The sequence below is a fragment of the Psychrilyobacter atlanticus DSM 19335 genome, from assembly GCF_000426625.1.
GTDB lineage: Bacteria > Fusobacteriota > Fusobacteriia > Fusobacteriales > Fusobacteriaceae > Psychrilyobacter > Psychrilyobacter atlanticus.
The window spans coordinates 823,615-838,812 of record NZ_KE384548.1 but is presented as its reverse complement, the minus strand read 5'-3'; the positions used below and the strand labels follow the sequence as shown (position 1 = coordinate 838,812).

The window sequence follows — 15,198 nt, the reverse complement described above, 5'->3', positions numbered from 1 at the left end:
CCTATTTTTCAAAGAATTTTTCTACTTGTGTACCTAAGTTATTTTCTAGTTTCTCTTGAATAAGATCCTCAATAAATTCGATTACATTATTTGTCTCTAACATTCCACCGGTAGAGTATCCTCTTTGTAAACTAATTGGATTTCTTTTCTTTCCATCTCTTCTGAATACCTGAAGGTTTCCAGGTTGATTCTTAGGAGCATTAACAAACCCTCTTTTTAACTCTTTTATCCCACCACTTCTGCTTTGAGCTACCTTGATGGGACCATTACTTGGGATATCTACTTTAAATCTTTTAAGAGTAAATGTATCCTTTTTCCTGTTGTTTTTAACCTGGGCTACTGTATTACTTTCATTGGCTTTTTTTATTGTGATACTGGCATTTATGGGCTTCTTATCGATATAGAATTCATCAATAATACGACTCACAATATCTCTTTTAGCTTCCAGGGCTGCCTTATTAGCAGCACCTGAAACTACACTTTCAATACCATCTGTTATGCCTTCCAGTTCTTTTTTAATTTTATCCATTAATTTACTATCGATCTCAATCATAAAATTTCACCTTCAGTAGGAATTATCTATAATTAGTAGCTATATCTATCCGGTATGTGTTCCCCAGATCTTCTATATCTAGAATTTCATAGGATTCATTGTCCATCTCTACTCTGTCATTAGGTGCTAAACCTGATGGAAAGTCTGTTTTCCTGATAGATACACAGACTCCATTGGTATAGATCCCCATCTCTTCAGCTTTACCTTTATACTTTGTCCTAAAGGTTTCTGAAGATTTAACCACCACGATTTCATTATCTTCAAAGATAACCTTTTCTCCTATCTCTTCAGGGTCAAAGAGGAGATCCAAATCTTCATCCATCATATCTTTAAAGTTCATCTTCAGCTTCCATAATAACTTCTATAATCTCAGCTTTTTTAGTTACTTCTAATTGTAGTTCCATATCCACTGCCATCTCTTTTAATTCAGGAATAGTTAGATCATCCAGTTCTTTTCTTCTTTCTTCCTGGGCTAACTCTTCAGGAGTTTTCTCTTCCTGGAAGTGAGGTTTTATCTCAGCTACAAAATCAGATTTAATAAGATCTGCTGCATCTTTATCATCTAATTCGATTACTTTCCCTGGCTTATACGTCTTTCCCTTATATTCAATGGCTGTTAATTTAACTTTACATTTTTTCATTGTTACCTCCCTATATTACTTTAGCTGCGACCCAGCCTTGAGCATCTTCCGGTATGATTAATGGTGAAGATCTAATTTCTAATAGATCTGTATTACCTTCAGATGAAGGAACAGTTTTTACTGCTTCTTTTCCAACAAATATTTTTGCTCTATCAGTGATTTTTTCTCTGAATGGGAAACTTCCATAATTTACTCTAAAACTCTTAGCTTTAAAGTATAAAAGTGTTCCATCAGGCAAGATAGGCTCTTCAGTAGCTTTACCATATTCTTTTACCCAATCCATGTATGAATAGATCTTGGTGTCTATCTCTGGGATATACCCAATGTATGAAACACCTGGTTCTTTTTCTTTTGGATTAAGATCAATAAGAGTACTATTTAGAATTTTTATTTTTTCCATAAGAACTTTATTGTTGATAATAGATCTGGCTACATCTGGAGTAACAATTACTGTATCAACAACATTTCCTGTGTTCTTTTGGACCTCAAGTTTTTGATTACTTAACCATCCAATGATATCTGAATCAACCGCATCAAACTTATCTGATCCTGTTAATACCTTTAATGCAAAATTTCCATATCTAATCCCTTCTTTTCCATTCCCCATAGGGAATACTCCAGTCATTATCAATTGAGATAATGCCCAGATCTTAGTTCTATGGGCTATTGTTTTTAAAGTCTTTAAATCTTCTGCTACCTGTTTCTTTAAGATCTTATTCAGATCTTTTTTACCAGTAACATAGATTCCTTCACCAAATTGCTGATGATATGCTGAGTCAGCAGTCGCAGGTATCTTTAAAGAGATAAACGGCGGCTTATATCTCTCAACTGCAAATCCATCTCTTTCAATAAGTATTCCATTAGATAAAGGCCCTACAAATGCTGCTCTTACTCTTCCATTGTCTTTTGAGTGGATCTCGATCTCCTGGACTACTTCCTCTATCTCTTTACCAATTAAGATGTTCCATAGGAAATTAACTGGTCTTTTTACTCTTTCTATTGCTGCGGTTATCTTTCTTGCCTCATATGGTCCTGCCATTCTAAATCACTCCTTATTCTTATTTAAATTTTTATCTCATATAGATATTTTTAGGAATACCGTGTATTCTTATCTTTTCTATATCTGTAGCATCTTCTTTGATAACTCCATTTTTATAGAACATCCCGCTGACGTAAACCATTGCTGTTTCTGTTGTTGCTACCACTACATCTTCACTCAATACTCCAAAGAATTTAGTTTCATTTGTACACTTTGATAGTTTTAAAGTGGCAGGATCTAACTCTAAGAGCATCCCTCTAGTATAAGTCCCTGCAATAAATCCCATAGGTTCTACTAGATAGGGAACTACTCCTCCGGCTTTCAGGTTTTCAGGTGTTATTGTTTCTTTACCCATTTAAAATCACTCTCCTTATTCGATTCCATTTGCTAACGCTACTATGTCATCTATCTCTTCCTCTTCCTGCTTTATCTTCATCTCTTCTGGAGTCATTCCATCTAATATTTGTTCTTGGACTCCTCCGGTTTTTGCATCATCGATTTTGTTTAGTAAGATCTCCATTTTATTCTCAACTTTAGGTGGGACTTCAGTATTTTTAGGCTGAGTTGCCATCTCTTGAAGAACATCATTAATTAACTCCTGATTAGTAGCTTCTATTGGAGTTTCAAACTTGGCTTTTTGGATACAATCCAATGGCCTTCCTGCTCTTTGTTCTATTGTTTCTAGGTTTTGAATTCTTATTCTTTCCTGGCTAACTCCTACTTGAACTATTTGTTTATATAGTTCCGGATGTTCTTGCATTAATTGCTCTAAATTCATTTTATCAGCTCCTTTTTTATCTTCTAAATTCTTGTTTATTGGATCTTCTATTTTTTTCATACTATTTTTAATATTTTCTTTTTCTAAAAATTCATCTAGATTTTTAAATTCTGATACATTTAAAATTTCTTCACTACCGCACATAAGCATATTATTCTGAAAACTCATTTGAGCTTTACTTTCATTCTCTATGTTAGTTACAAAACCATGGGCTAAAGCTGTCTTAGCGGTCATCCAGGTAGTTGCATCCATTTTCTCTATAAGATCATCACGAGTTATGTTAACTTTGCTTAGATAGGCTTCTATGGATACTTCTCTAAATTGATCCAGGTCATCAGCTTGTTTTCTAAGTTCTTTAGCTTCTCCACCAGTCGCCCCATAATATGGGTTGTGGATCATCATCATAGAAACCTTACTCATATGTATCGTGTCCCCTGCCATGGCTACTACAGTGGCAATAGAGGCACAAATACCATCGATAAATATATTTACTTTAGCTGGATGCCTTTTCAAACTGTTATATATAGCACACCCTGCAAATACTCCTCCACCTCGAGAATTGATCCTTACATCTATCTCACTGATATCTCCTAATGTATCTAATTCTTCATTGACGCTCTTAGGAGTAGCGTCGGCAAACCAACCCTCACCTATGACACCATAGATCCTTATTTCTGCTTTCTTTTTGCTTATCATTACCGCATTAAGTAAGCTCATCTTCCTCACCTTCTTTAGTTTTTTCTTTTTTAGGTTCTCCCTTATTTGCTAATCCATATTTTTTTATTTTCTTTACTTCTCTTCCACGTTGCTCGATATTATCATCAATATCACTACCATTGAGCTCCATACTTTCTCTTCCACCTGTACTCAAATTATTTTTGATTCTAATTTCTGCAGCTTGAGCCTCTTTTTTCGGATCTAATGACCCCTGAGCTTGTCCAAACCATTGTGTTTTAAGATATGCTCTTCTTTTAAAAGGGTCTTCATATCCAGGAAGGTCGATATAGTCCATGGCCACACAATAATCTAAAAACTCCTCATAGATAGGCTGCATAAAATCATCTGTAAACCACTGCCTTCTAGTTTTTAACATCTTCCAGGACTCCAATAAGGCTCCTTTTGAAGCCGAATAGTTATTAGAAAACTTAAGAAGTAATTGCTCAGGAGCTAATTCTAAAGCTGCGCCTAAATGAACACACATAGTATCCATAAATTTAGTAAACCCTGAATTAGGTCTGTTAGAATCAGGAAATACTATTTTTTGTCCAGGAGCCAAGTGGTTAAAAGCTCCACTTTTAAGCTTAAAATCTTTTCCATTTTTACTTTTAAAAGGACTTTTTTGTTTAGTTTCCTGTGTTTCATTTTCTAAGAAAGCTGTAAAATATGAATTTATAGTAGCTGCCATAAGTTCCGCATGGGTAAACTTTCTCATTTGATGGAGGATCTCAAGAACTGGAGCAATTAGGGGAATACCTCTTCTCTGACCTATTCTTTCTTTATCCATGAGAACCAATAAATTTTTTCTTCCTGTTTTACTCCCATGAACTTGAATCTTAGTAGTTTCAGATCCATCTTTATTCTTTTTAAAGTGATAAGCAGTTATTATCCCGTTTTTATCCTTTTCTACACCGTTTTTAATATCTTTTTCTCCAGCGTCTGAAGGATTAATACAACTAGCAGGATCTAATAGCCTTACTTTCAAACCAAATAACTCACCCGGATGAAGTTTAAATGATAGCGCTGCAAAACATTCTCCATCAATTAGAGATGTTAAGATAGCTAGTGATTGAATATGACTTAATTTAGATTGTCTTCCCCAATCACATTCAGTTGATCCTGCCCACATTCTCCATAGGTTCTCTATGTTTTTTTCTATCTCCTCTTTCTTTTCTTGCTCGAGGTTTAGGATACTATTGTCTATAGATGCTTTAAGCTTTATTCCAACACCTACAACATTAGATCTAATTCTTTTTATAGCTCCATTTGCTATGGCGTTTCCCATGAATTCATCTCTGGATCTAGCCACAAGGGTATCTTTCGATTCTCCAATATCCACATCAGCACTATTTATTTCATCGTCATAATCCATAGCATTTTGAGTTCCTGCTCCATGGTTATGATATTGGACTATATTTTCATAGCTTTTCTCAGCATGATAAAGCTTTGTCTCTGCTCTTATTCTCCTAGCTGCTAATCCAGGGAACATTTTTTTTAATGATAGTTCCATTCTTACCTCCTAAGAACTAATTTTTAGTTTTTCTATGAAGAATATTTGGCCTTTACCTGTCAATTTAGTTGTTTGACTTAGGATCTCTCCTTTAACTGTTTTAACAATTCTTTCGGATACTTTAAATAACCCTTGCTCAACAGCTCTTTGAGTTGGCTCAGTACTATTTTTTTGAATGTATCCTTTATTTCTTAACCAAGCATATAGCTTTCGTTCTCCTAACTTGATTCCTTCGTTAGCTAGGATCTTAGAATACTCTCTGATCAAGATACACTCACTAGATTTTTCAATAGTTTCTGCAAAAGATACCCGAGGTTTATCTTTTTCAATTTTATTTTCTAAAACTATATTTTTATTGTTTAATTGCTTTAGCATCTTAGTTGACTGCTCTAGTATTTCTACAACTGATAACTCTTTTGGTTGTGCTTCTAGAGATCTAGCATACTTTATTAATTTCATTCTATGGATATCTGAATATTTTGTAATAACCAACATTAAACCATCTTTAGATAAAGTATAGTTTCGCTTTGTTCGGTTTAATTTATCAATATAATTAGATGGGCTCAAATCTGAGCTCACCTCTTTAGTACCAATATTTTCAATAATTGTTTGTATATCTCTCATTACATTTTTATGTTCTTTCCCTGTCAATTCTGCGATCATATTACTTGTTATTGTTATATTTTTATCCACTTTTATTAATTCTATATTTATCCTCCTAATGTCTTCCTGGTATTATATTTTCTATTATCATTCCCACATCATTGGGATTTCCATATTTTCTACATCTTTCTTCCCACAGTTCAATTCCTTTTAAAATTCTTCCTAGATCTGCTCTAGTAACTTCTTTTCCATCGATGTTATATGCCTGGCCTAGTAAGACTTTTTCTTCAGCTTTTAAATACATCTTTAATTTTTCCTGGCACATCTCCAAGGTTATTCCTGTTACACTCATTACTCCTCCCTTTCTAGATATCCAACTTTAGATAATAAACTTAAATCTTCTTTAGATAATGCTGCTAAAATTTTCATATCATAGTCATATATTTCCAATGCTGCTTCAGAGTAGTTTCTAAGGTCTAAACCTTCATTTCTTTCTCTGATTTTTATCCATTTATTGCTACTAGGATCTCTCACTTCGGCAGTTAAACTCATAAAATATTCTTCTGTGTAGTTTCTTGTTGGGCTTTTAGGAAAATGACAATATCCTTTTCCTTTCTTTTTTATCCTCAATTTACTCATAGTTGAATCTTTTAGTGCATTGACTCCTACAGAATAAAGGTTAATTTCATTATTCTTAGTTTTTCTAAATCCGTTATTTATTGGTACTATTCCACCCTGCCCCTTAATTCCAAAGATCCTTTCATCCTCTTTATCAGATACAAAGTTATATACATTTTGTGTGTTGTAACCAGTATCGATACAAGTTGTAAAGATCTTTAATGGAGTTCCATCTTCAAAGTAGAAATCTGATTTTAAAAACTCATACAGTTCATTCCAAACTTCTTCTTTTGAAGGGTTTCCATAAAACACCTGGTATGTAATTCCCCAACTTTCACGACCTAATCCCCATCCTACAAGTTCTAATTCTATTCTGTTATGCTGCACATCGACTCCTGCAGTTAGTAGTAGCACTCCTTCAGGTATTTCTGCTTTATAGCTTTCTCTTCTTTTAAATAGAGTCATATAGTCTATCGTTTTGATGTTCTGTTCTTCCCATGTTTCAGCTAGGACAGTATTTTTAAAAGTTTTTATTTTCTCCATATCACCCTGGGATTCTATCCATTCTTCAACAATTGATTCCCAGGTTCTCCATGGACTAGCTAATGCACTTAGGTGATAGCTTAACTTTTTTTTCTTTTCAGGAAACTTATGTATCCATTTCCCTTTAGACTGATTTCCTTTTTTCCACTCTTTTTCATGTGATAAAGCTCCACATTCATTACAAACCATCTCTACTGTTTCGTGATCATCATCAATCCACTTTAAATTTTTAAAATCTAATACCTGGTACTCTCCGCAGTGGGGACAAGGTAACTTCCATACTGCTTGTGATCCGTTTGCAAATTCTTTTTCTATGGCACTTTTATTCTTTACGGTAGGTGTTCCAGTTATAATACATTTACTTTCATCACCATAGGTTGTCAGTCTCTTTCTCCCAAGAGATATTACATCCCCTTCTCTACCTGAAGACTCCGGATACCGATCTACTTCATCAAAGAAAATTAATTTGATTGGCCTGGCTGCTAACTTACTTGGTGAATTAGATCCTATAAAAGCAAGATATCCTCCCGGAAACATCTTGTGTGAAACTGTATTCCCTGAGTTTTTTGAATTAGCATCTTTAATCCTAGTTTTTAAAACATAAGTATCTCTTATCATTGGAGCTATCCGCTCCTTGGAATATGCTATTGCCATGGTATCTGTCGGCTGTACCAAGAGCATTGGACAAGGATCTAGATGTGCATATTTTCCGAAGATATTATTAATAAATTCTGATTTCGCGAGTTGCGAAGCCATCATAAGTATTACTTCTCTAACTTCTCCAGATTCTAGTCTTTCATAGATCTCTATCATGTATGGAGTTCTCTTAGTTTCCCAGGCTCCAATTTCTTTAGAACCTTCAGAAGATAAGATCCTATTTGCATCTGCCCATTCACTGATACTTAATTTAAGTGGTGGCTTTAACAGTTCCAGGCATTCTTTTAATAACTTTCTTACTTTTTTCTTACCACTCATTATTTATCACCTTTATTACTTGGAGGATCATATTTTTCTAATTCTTCCAAGGCTTTTAATACATGTTTTTCTACAATTTTTTTAATATTTGGTTTTTCATTTTGCTCTATCTCAATGGTTATTTTTCTACTGGTACTGAGAAGCTGAGATTTAAATTTTATGAACATATCAGACAAGGCCCCTCTGACTACATGATCAGGGTAATATTCATCTTTTAATATTTTTAAATTAAATTCCTGTGTTTCTCTTTTTGCTTTTTTTAACTTTTGATCTCCAAGATTATGATCTCCATTTTTACTTTTGATCTGTTTAATATACTCCTTAACACATTTCCCATAGAGATATTCTCCAGGAGCATATTTGAAATTCTTAAATAGAGTTCTTACTTGTCTTTCAGTAATTAAAAACTGTTTGGCTAACTGTTTTTCACTGATTAAAATTATTTGTCCCATATATCCTCCTAAAAATTTTGGAAGTCCCGAATAAAAATTTTGTTACGGTCAAAGTTCCGCGCCGACCCACCGCAAAGCTTTTTTTTAAAGCTCTCACAGTACCTTTTTTTTTTAAGTTGACTTTACTTTTTTTTGTGTTAAGATTAGGATGAGTAGTATTTTTTCTACCTTGGGGAGGGTGTTTTTATGACTTATTTTATTGACGATATAACTCATACTATTCACAAATCAGTGTGTCCGCATATATCTTTAGTAGAGATGAATATGCTAGGAATGTATCTAGATGATGATGATGCACTAACAGATGCTAAAGACGAAGGATATTGTAACGCTGATGGTTGTTGGTATTGTTGTTCAAGTATTAATACTCAGAAATAATTAGGGCTCTTTAGCCCTTTTTATTTTTATCCATCCTCTTCTTCATCCATAAACATCACACCTTTTTCTTTTGTAACAACTTTCTTTGATTCTTCATATTTAATTTGCTTTAACTTATAGTCTATTTGTTCTGTAGATGTCTGAAGACTGAATAGTTCCTTACCTAGCTTATACAGTTCTGTAGTGGCTGCTATTCGATTCCTTAGAGCTTCTTCATGAGCTTTGACCTTTGGCTTCGTTCCACTAGTATTCAATTCCATGAGATAAGATAAATTAGACTGGTGAAGAGTCCTGTAATCAGTAATGACTTTATCTCTTAATTTAACTCTTTTGGTAATATCATCTTCAATAAATGCCTGTTGTAATATTGCTTTAGTCTTTCCTTTACTCCAACTTTCTTTACTGGAAATGTTCCTAAGGGTTCCATAGTTGACCATATACTCAATTGATATATCCAGTAGATCCATTCCGGCTTCATATGCTTTTCTCATGTCTTTCTTTTTATCATTATTAATTTTTCTGTATCTATTCATCAGTAATCAGCCTTTGACCACTTAGATCTACTCCAGATCTTTTTTCTATTAGATCTATAAGTAACTTCCCCATTACTGCTTCCGTATTTATCTTCTTTATGATTGCTTCCATGAGCTTAGATGGATCTTTATTACTTACAACATCAAAGCCAGGACTATTAAAAGAATATACATAACTGTTTGCAAAGATATTTATAGTTTCTAACGATCTATCTGTTTGAAAAGATGAGATCTTAAACTTCTCTGCACTCTCTATCATTTCAGTAAAATCTTTGTCATTCATTTTTAGCATCATGACTCTCACCTCCAAACTTCATTTTTATGTCATAATAATGTCATAAATCACTTTAAATTTTCTGCCTCATTATATAGGGAAACTGTGTCACAATTATTTTTTTTCATTTCTTCTCAAAACTTTAATTTATATGACTTTGAAAAGAAATTAGTCCTTTTTATTTTGCCCCACTAATTGGGATTTGTGGGGCAAAATTATACTCACTAAATAACTTAACTTTCCTTTGTTATTTAAGTGAGGATATTTATCTTTTATTCTCTTTATTTCCCTTCCACGATGCTTTTTATCATGGATTTTAACTATCTCTATTAAATTTAATGAATCAAATATCCAGGAGTTATCTTCCAGATATTTATATACATTTGTATTTGCTTTTCTACCAGTAGTCCTAGCCAGCTTATTCGATCTTTTAAAGTCTAAGTAACTCAGTTCTAAGTTTGGTACTAATTCTTTTTCCAGGTATCTATATGCTTCTTTAAATAGTTTTTCACGGCATAACTCAATAAATATATTGTCTAAGATATTATGGTCTTCTAATAATGCTTCTAGGGTATTATCGATATTAAACCTTTCAGTGGCATAGTATTTATATGTTGAACTGGACAACCACCATTCAAGCCTGGTTAATTCAAAATTTAAAAGATTGCTATCATCTACTTCCCTTTTTTTGTCATAGACTCTGACCTTATGGTTCTTCCATCCACCATCTAGTGTAGAATCAGCAAATAGTTTTTTATATGATTCATTTAAATTAATGTTACCTATCTTTCTTAATTTAGGCAGCTTCAGGAATAAAAGAGTAAATACTTCTTTATATTCTTCAAAGATCAGATCCAGGTTTATATTTATCTCTATCTCACTGATTTTAGCTTCAGAAAGATCTATATAGATCTTCTTGTCATTTAATAAACTCATTAATCTGTTAATAGATTCTTTTAGTTCAAAATTTCTTGCATTATATATATTGTGTCCGTGTAGGAGTTTATTTGGATTAAACCTTAGATATGTAACTTCTCTGACTTCCCCGCTTTCATAGAGCTTAATAGTTTTCTCTATACTGAAGAGTTCTTCTTTGATTTCAAACTTCTCTTCTACCCATCCCTGACCTTCAGTAAACAATGATTTTTTATCTGTTTCTATTTTTATCCCGGAGAGGACCAGTTTATCTATTCCAATTCTTTCTAACTTATCTCTGTTTAGCATTTCATAGGTTCACCTCCTCATTTAATTTATATATTCATAGAGATACTGCAATAGTGATTTGTTTTAGGAGGTCCACTTCATTGCAATATCTTTAAAAATACATAAATTTTTTATTTTAGTTTCCTAGCTTTCTCTACACAATAGTTTTCTATCTCTAATGCTACATATCCCTCTTTGGAAGGTATTCTATCCCTTATAAATTTATGCATATTATCCCAATCAAAATTTATTTTCTTGTATAATTGATCTCTTTCTATCTTCCCCATAGATTTCCACCCTATCTTGGCAAGATCCTTTCTTTCATCTTCCAGGGCTTTCATCTGACTTTGTCTTAATTCCCTTTGTTCTTTCCAATTCATCTTCTCCCCCTATCGGGTAATTGAGTTCCCACCTTCTCAATGTTGAATAGTTTCCCGTTAAATTAACTATTTCCCTTATAAAAAATAAAAAAAGCCGAAGTACATGTATAGACTTATATCGTCTATATCATGTACCCCGGCTTTATACGTTTGGTTCATGGTCAAAGGTCTTATGCTGACAAATCTGCTTTCTTTTTATCGATTAGCTCAATTTGAAATTCAACCTTCCACTTAATTATTTAATTTTATTTACTATAATTTAAATATACATTATTTTTATTCAGTTCGCAACTAAACTTTTTCACAACTTGTTTTTTTTATTGTTTCAGGAACTCCATTAAAGAAATTGATCTCCATTTTCCCTGTGAATTTATTGGTCTTTTGCTTTTTGATAACTTCACACATTTTTTCGGTCTTGTCTTTGTTTTTTTTTTCCATATAAAATATCCTCCTCAATTAAACTTTTTTCTTCGGTCTTATTTTAAGAATAGCATAAATATTTTTTCCTGTTAAGTATAAAATAAAAAAAGAGCCAAAATTATTTTGACTCTTAGTGTCTTAGTTTTTATCATCTTTGATTTTATTAGACTTTTCTAACTTTTTTATATCTTTGATGAATTCTCAATTGTATCTATAAGTTTATTTATTGTATTTAAAGTACAATTATACATCGATAATTCCTGAAAAATTTCCTCAGCTGTAAAACCATAGGATAATAAGTTTTTTACCTTACTACGAAGCATTTGAAGTGACACAGATTTATTTTGTTTAATAGATTCTAATGTATTTTGAGATTCTTCTTTAATCAATTCACCTCGATTATTTTTATTTTCCAGTGCTCTTAATCTTCTATCGGTTCCACGTGTAGAATCTAAAATTTCACGGAGAATTTCATTTTCAGTCCTTTCACTTACAACTTCTTCATCAGGTGTTTCTGATATGATTTTTTCAAAATCAGATTTAAATTTAGACCAATATGTATCAAAAACTTTTTCAAGAATTGATTCTTTTAACGCTTTTTCCTTCAGTGAAGCATTTATAGTTCTTGCTAATCCCAAAACACTTTCTCTTTCTGGAAATGTATGATTAAATTGTGCCAATGGATTTCCAACATCAGATGATTGTAAATCAATTAAAAATGTACAAACTCTACTAGAATTAATTCCTTTAGCTAAAGCTCCCGCTTCAAATAGTATCCAAGGTTTATTTTTATTTTCTTGTGTTAAGCATATAATCCCCACATTTGTATCTGATAGTTGGTCGTTAATTTCAGAAAACCATAAAGAACCCCTATCAATGTCTTTTGAAGACATCCATGGATTGACAGCTTGAATAACACATTGCATCCAATCGTTAAGTAATTCAGCTACCTTTTGGCTTCTTACACCAGACCAACTGATAAAAACTTTCATATTCTAATCCTCCTTCTGTTATTTCTAATTTTTATTGTTCGTTTACTATTGACCTTATTCTTGCTAAATTTATTTTGCAAGCATCGCCTGTATATACTACTATTTCTATTCCTCCTGAGACAGTTACTTCTCCCCTTAATTTAAACATATGTATTAAATTTTCTAAAATTCCTTGCTCTGTTAATTCTATTCCACTCTGCCCTGCACCTATTAAAGGAATACATACTTTTTTAGCATTTGAATTTATATGGATATATGAGATCAAAGATTCTAAAACTTTTTTATATTCTTCCATACTTGAGTATGCTTTATCATTTTCATCAAATTTTGAAAGTGCTATCAAAAAAAACGTTTTTCCTTCTTCTTTTAGTTTTATAGCAGTCCCTAAAGGATATTTTTTTTCATTTCTATTTCCTAATAGACCGACTTTCCCATCTAATTTTGCTTTGATTCTATTTTTTAATTCTTCAGTATTTCCACCAAAAAAGTTAGTAATAAATTGACCATGTAAACTTTCTTTTGCAATTATATTGTCATCTACAACGACATCAAAATACTCATTAACAGGTATTACTATAATACTATTTTTTTTTAAGATATTGCCTACTGATATTCCCATTTCTATTTTTTTAGTTACTTGAAATTTAATTACTTGAAATAATAAATTTAATTCAAAAATTATAGCACATATAAGTAATCCTCCAAAGAATAGAAGTAGAGATTTAATTCCATATCCAATAAAGTAGTTACTAACATCTGGAAAAATGGAGGTAACTATCGTTGCAAATGACGAAATAACTCCTACTATCATAAAATACATTTTTAAAATATTAATTTTTGCTTTAAATAACTGATACATTTTCCATTTCATTTTCTTATATTCTCCCTTTTAAATAATTCTTTTATTTATATCTTTTCCTTATAAAATTATATTTTTTTAGCATATGGATTTGAAATTAAAAATCTCTTTATAGTATTAATTTGTTCGATTAGAGGCATTTTAAAAATCTCTTTATCTGAATACCCTCTACTTTTTGCAAATTCCAAATAATATGAATTATAATCCATAAATTTATTCCAAATCATATTAGGGCTTGGTGTATCAAAATCCCTAGTAATATTTTCTACAAACCAATCTCTTGTGACTGCTATAATTTTAACATTTGGAGTATAGTATTTAATATCCATTCCTGAAATATCAGAAAGAGCCTTCATATATTCGTATTTTTTTTCTCCTAGAATTAAATATTTTTTATTATTATGCTCTATTTTTCCAGAATATTCTCTACAACCAAAATCTATTCCTAGTTCAAAAGGCATATTCATTCTAAAAAATTCTGCTACTGTTTCGGACTTAATTCGAGATAAATCATGAATACTTATGCTTGATTTTTTAATTAAGTCTACTATTTTATTAAATCTAACTGTTCCTGAATCAGAAGACTCTATTGCTAATCTGGGAACATAACCTAAAGATATAATTGTAAAAACTAATTCCCGTAGATTATCTTCATACTTTTTATCAAATGGACAATTTATAAAAACAGACTTTTGATAGCTCATTTTTTTATACCTTTTAATAGAATGCTATTTTTAGCATAGGGAATACTTTTTGCAACCGCTCCATTTTTTTTATGAACAATTATATCTCCTTTTTGATTGATGGCTATTTTTTCTGCATATAAAATAGCTTCTTTTACTTCTTTAAATGTTTTGGTAGCGCGTAGTGAACCATCTTTTTTTACGCTCCATCCTCCTTTAAGATTAGGCATAACATGTTGTATTGACACATTTGCTTTTACCATTTTCATCTCTCCTTATTTAACTGTTTCAAGTATTTATTTAGTTGGTTTAATTCTATCTAATTCTGATAATAAAGCATTTAAACTAGAGCATATTTCTAAGTTAGACATGTCTGCATCTCTTTCTATTTGTAAACAATTTTCAATTAATGCAGTTTTTTTAACTTCCAAACCAAATCCTGGTTTTTGCCTCATGATTAAATTATAAATATTCAACTCTTGGTATATCCATGGAGACTTAACTTTTGTTTCTAATTCATTTCCAGAATTGTTAATTGAATTTTCTCCTGTTATGAATACTGATACTCTACTATTCTCAACTGCTTTTGATAAAGCACTATTTAATAAAGAATGAATATGAGAGGTTGAGAAATTCCTTTTTTCATAAGAATAGTAATCATCATTTATATTTTTACTATATCGATCATCTATTAATTTTAATAACTCATCTGCTGAACCCCATATTTTTGAATCTAAAAAAACTTTGTATCCTTCGTTTGTTAAATAGGCTGCAAAATTTTTCGCAATTTCTTTGTCAGTATGAGAATGAGAGATAAAAATATCGTATATTTCTTGAGTTGGAAAAAATAAATTTTCGATCATATCTCCATCTAAAATTTCTTTTTCCTTAAATTCTTTTATTAATTTAGAAAGGTTTGGAGTAAATTTTTTAGAATTATCACTTTTACTGTTTAATTTAACATCTCCTTCTAAGTTTTTTATATTTATTGAATATCCTTTTTCCATAATATCTTCTCCTTATAGTTTTTATAAAAGTTTTTAGAAC

21 protein-coding genes are annotated in these 15,198 nt (G+C 31.6%); all 21 read right to left on the bottom strand.

What is annotated here, in order from left to right; translation table 11 throughout:
- Window position 1: 1 nt before the first annotated feature.
- The 21 genes from K337_RS0115870 to K337_RS19430 all read right to left on the bottom strand — a co-directional run bounded on the left by K337_RS0115870 (window position 2) and on the right by K337_RS19430 (window position 15,158).
- Window positions 2-553, bottom strand: a complete 552-nt coding sequence (locus K337_RS0115870; protein WP_028857458.1) for a phage tail protein — start codon at window positions 551-553, stop codon at window positions 2-4.
- 22 nt (window positions 554-575) lie between these two features.
- Complete coding sequence (locus K337_RS0115865) at window positions 576-893, bottom strand: head-tail joining protein (protein WP_028857457.1); 318 nt, start codon at window positions 891-893, stop codon at window positions 576-578.
- Window positions 883-1,194: a DUF7210 family protein gene (locus tag K337_RS0115860; protein WP_028857456.1), complete on the bottom strand. Its 312-nt coding sequence runs from the start codon at window positions 1,192-1,194 to the stop codon at window positions 883-885. The genes K337_RS0115865 and K337_RS0115860 overlap by 11 nt, the downstream gene beginning before the upstream one ends.
- Window positions 1,195-1,204: 10 nt before the next feature.
- Window positions 1,205-2,233: a major capsid protein gene (locus K337_RS0115855; RefSeq protein WP_028857455.1), complete on the bottom strand. Its 1,029-nt coding sequence runs from the start codon at window positions 2,231-2,233 to the stop codon at window positions 1,205-1,207.
- A gap of 31 nt (window positions 2,234-2,264) precedes the next feature.
- Window positions 2,265-2,588 (bottom strand): hypothetical protein, encoded by a 324-nt coding sequence (locus tag K337_RS0115850; protein WP_028857454.1) that lies wholly within the window; start codon window positions 2,586-2,588, stop codon window positions 2,265-2,267.
- Window positions 2,589-2,603: 15 nt separating this feature from the next.
- Window positions 2,604-3,728: a head maturation protease, ClpP-related gene (locus tag K337_RS19440; protein ID WP_051251852.1), complete on the bottom strand. Its 1,125-nt coding sequence runs from the start codon at window positions 3,726-3,728 to the stop codon at window positions 2,604-2,606.
- On the bottom strand, window positions 3,715-5,238 hold the full coding sequence (locus tag K337_RS18825; RefSeq protein WP_051251850.1) for a phage portal protein: 1,524 nt from the start codon (window positions 5,236-5,238) through the stop codon (window positions 3,715-3,717). The genes K337_RS19440 and K337_RS18825 overlap by 14 nt, the downstream gene beginning before the upstream one ends.
- 9 nt (window positions 5,239-5,247) lie before the next feature.
- Window positions 5,248-5,931 carry a phage antirepressor KilAC domain-containing protein gene (locus K337_RS19435; RefSeq protein WP_051251848.1) on the bottom strand — a complete coding sequence of 228 codons (684 nt, stop codon included), beginning with the start codon at window positions 5,929-5,931 and terminating at the stop codon, window positions 5,248-5,250.
- Between the two features lie 25 nt (window positions 5,932-5,956).
- A complete protein-coding gene (locus K337_RS18815) occupies window positions 5,957-6,193 on the bottom strand; it encodes a hypothetical protein (protein ID WP_037030030.1) in 237 nt (78 codons plus the stop codon).
- Window positions 6,193-7,977, bottom strand: coding sequence for a phage terminase large subunit family protein (locus K337_RS18810; protein ID WP_051251846.1), 1,785 nt, complete (start codon window positions 7,975-7,977; stop codon window positions 6,193-6,195). Before K337_RS18810 ends, K337_RS18815 begins: the two co-directional genes overlap by 1 nt.
- Complete coding sequence (locus K337_RS0115820; RefSeq protein WP_028857453.1) at window positions 7,977-8,429, bottom strand: hypothetical protein; 453 nt, start codon at window positions 8,427-8,429, stop codon at window positions 7,977-7,979. The genes K337_RS18810 and K337_RS0115820 overlap by 1 nt, the downstream gene beginning before the upstream one ends.
- A gap of 404 nt (window positions 8,430-8,833) precedes the next feature.
- Window positions 8,834-9,340 carry a hypothetical protein gene (locus K337_RS0115810; protein WP_028857451.1) on the bottom strand — a complete coding sequence of 169 codons (507 nt, stop codon included), beginning with the start codon at window positions 9,338-9,340 and terminating at the stop codon, window positions 8,834-8,836.
- On the bottom strand, window positions 9,333-9,635 hold the full coding sequence (locus K337_RS0115805; RefSeq protein ID WP_028857450.1) for a hypothetical protein: 303 nt from the start codon (window positions 9,633-9,635) through the stop codon (window positions 9,333-9,335). Before K337_RS0115805 ends, K337_RS0115810 begins: the two co-directional genes overlap by 8 nt.
- Window positions 9,636-9,782: 147 nt before the next feature.
- Complete coding sequence (locus K337_RS18805) at window positions 9,783-10,838, bottom strand: hypothetical protein (protein ID WP_051251844.1); 1,056 nt, start codon at window positions 10,836-10,838, stop codon at window positions 9,783-9,785.
- 110 nt (window positions 10,839-10,948) lie between these two features.
- Window positions 10,949-11,197 (bottom strand): hypothetical protein, encoded by a 249-nt coding sequence (locus K337_RS0115795; protein WP_028857449.1) that lies wholly within the window; start codon window positions 11,195-11,197, stop codon window positions 10,949-10,951.
- A gap of 291 nt (window positions 11,198-11,488) precedes the next feature.
- A complete protein-coding gene (locus tag K337_RS20035) occupies window positions 11,489-11,635 on the bottom strand; it encodes a hypothetical protein (protein WP_156877410.1) in 147 nt (48 codons plus the stop codon).
- Window positions 11,636-11,799: 164 nt separating this feature from the next.
- On the bottom strand, window positions 11,800-12,609 hold the full coding sequence (locus K337_RS0115785; protein ID WP_028857448.1) for a toll/interleukin-1 receptor domain-containing protein: 810 nt from the start codon (window positions 12,607-12,609) through the stop codon (window positions 11,800-11,802).
- A 31-nt stretch (window positions 12,610-12,640) separates the two neighbouring features.
- Window positions 12,641-13,480, bottom strand: a complete 840-nt coding sequence (locus K337_RS0115780; protein ID WP_028857447.1) for a macro domain-containing protein — start codon at window positions 13,478-13,480, stop codon at window positions 12,641-12,643.
- 56 nt (window positions 13,481-13,536) lie between these two features.
- Window positions 13,537-14,172 carry a hypothetical protein gene (locus K337_RS0115775; RefSeq protein WP_028857446.1) on the bottom strand — a complete coding sequence of 212 codons (636 nt, stop codon included), beginning with the start codon at window positions 14,170-14,172 and terminating at the stop codon, window positions 13,537-13,539.
- Window positions 14,169-14,414: a DUF2188 domain-containing protein gene (locus K337_RS18800; protein WP_037030027.1), complete on the bottom strand. Its 246-nt coding sequence runs from the start codon at window positions 14,412-14,414 to the stop codon at window positions 14,169-14,171. The genes K337_RS0115775 and K337_RS18800 overlap by 4 nt, the downstream gene beginning before the upstream one ends.
- Window positions 14,415-14,447: 33 nt before the next feature.
- Window positions 14,448-15,158 carry a toll/interleukin-1 receptor domain-containing protein gene (locus K337_RS19430; RefSeq protein ID WP_051251842.1) on the bottom strand — a complete coding sequence of 237 codons (711 nt, stop codon included), beginning with the start codon at window positions 15,156-15,158 and terminating at the stop codon, window positions 14,448-14,450.
- Window positions 15,159-15,198: the final 40 nt, after the last annotated feature.

Coding starts and splice junctions, on each gene's coding strand:
- K337_RS0115870 (WP_028857458.1), bottom strand. CDS start 553: ATGATTGAGATCGATAGTAAATTAATGGATAAAATTAAAAAAGAACTG.
- K337_RS0115865 (WP_028857457.1), bottom strand. CDS start 893: ATGAACTTTAAAGATATGATGGATGAAGATTTGGATCTCCTCTTTGAC.
- K337_RS0115860 (WP_028857456.1), bottom strand. CDS start 1,194: ATGAAAAAATGTAAAGTTAAATTAACAGCCATTGAATATAAGGGAAAG.
- K337_RS0115855 (WP_028857455.1), bottom strand. CDS start 2,233: ATGGCAGGACCATATGAGGCAAGAAAGATAACCGCAGCAATAGAAAGA.
- K337_RS0115850 (WP_028857454.1), bottom strand. CDS start 2,588: ATGGGTAAAGAAACAATAACACCTGAAAACCTGAAAGCCGGAGGAGTA.
- K337_RS19440 (WP_051251852.1), bottom strand. CDS start 3,728: ATGAGCTTACTTAATGCGGTAATGATAAGCAAAAAGAAAGCAGAAATA.
- K337_RS18825 (WP_051251850.1), bottom strand. CDS start 5,238: ATGGAACTATCATTAAAAAAAATGTTCCCTGGATTAGCAGCTAGGAGA.
- K337_RS18815 (WP_037030030.1), bottom strand. CDS start 6,193: ATGAGTGTAACAGGAATAACCTTGGAGATGTGCCAGGAAAAATTAAAG.
- K337_RS18810 (WP_051251846.1), bottom strand. CDS start 7,977: ATGAGTGGTAAGAAAAAAGTAAGAAAGTTATTAAAAGAATGCCTGGAA.
- K337_RS0115820 (WP_028857453.1), bottom strand. CDS start 8,429: ATGGGACAAATAATTTTAATCAGTGAAAAACAGTTAGCCAAACAGTTT.
- K337_RS0115810 (WP_028857451.1), bottom strand. CDS start 9,340: ATGAATAGATACAGAAAAATTAATAATGATAAAAAGAAAGACATGAGA.
- K337_RS0115805 (WP_028857450.1), bottom strand. CDS start 9,635: ATGATGCTAAAAATGAATGACAAAGATTTTACTGAAATGATAGAGAGT.
- K337_RS18805 (WP_051251844.1), bottom strand. CDS start 10,838: ATGCTAAACAGAGATAAGTTAGAAAGAATTGGAATAGATAAACTGGTC.
- K337_RS0115795 (WP_028857449.1), bottom strand. CDS start 11,197: ATGAATTGGAAAGAACAAAGGGAATTAAGACAAAGTCAGATGAAAGCC.
- K337_RS20035 (WP_156877410.1), bottom strand. CDS start 11,635: ATGGAAAAAAAAAACAAAGACAAGACCGAAAAAATGTGTGAAGTTATC.
- K337_RS0115785 (WP_028857448.1), bottom strand. CDS start 12,609: ATGAAAGTTTTTATCAGTTGGTCTGGTGTAAGAAGCCAAAAGGTAGCT.
- K337_RS0115780 (WP_028857447.1), bottom strand. CDS start 13,480: ATGAAATGGAAAATGTATCAGTTATTTAAAGCAAAAATTAATATTTTA.
- K337_RS0115775 (WP_028857446.1), bottom strand. CDS start 14,172: ATGAGCTATCAAAAGTCTGTTTTTATAAATTGTCCATTTGATAAAAAG.
- K337_RS18800 (WP_037030027.1), bottom strand. CDS start 14,414: ATGGTAAAAGCAAATGTGTCAATACAACATGTTATGCCTAATCTTAAA.
- K337_RS19430 (WP_051251842.1), bottom strand. CDS start 15,158: ATGGAAAAAGGATATTCAATAAATATAAAAAACTTAGAAGGAGATGTT.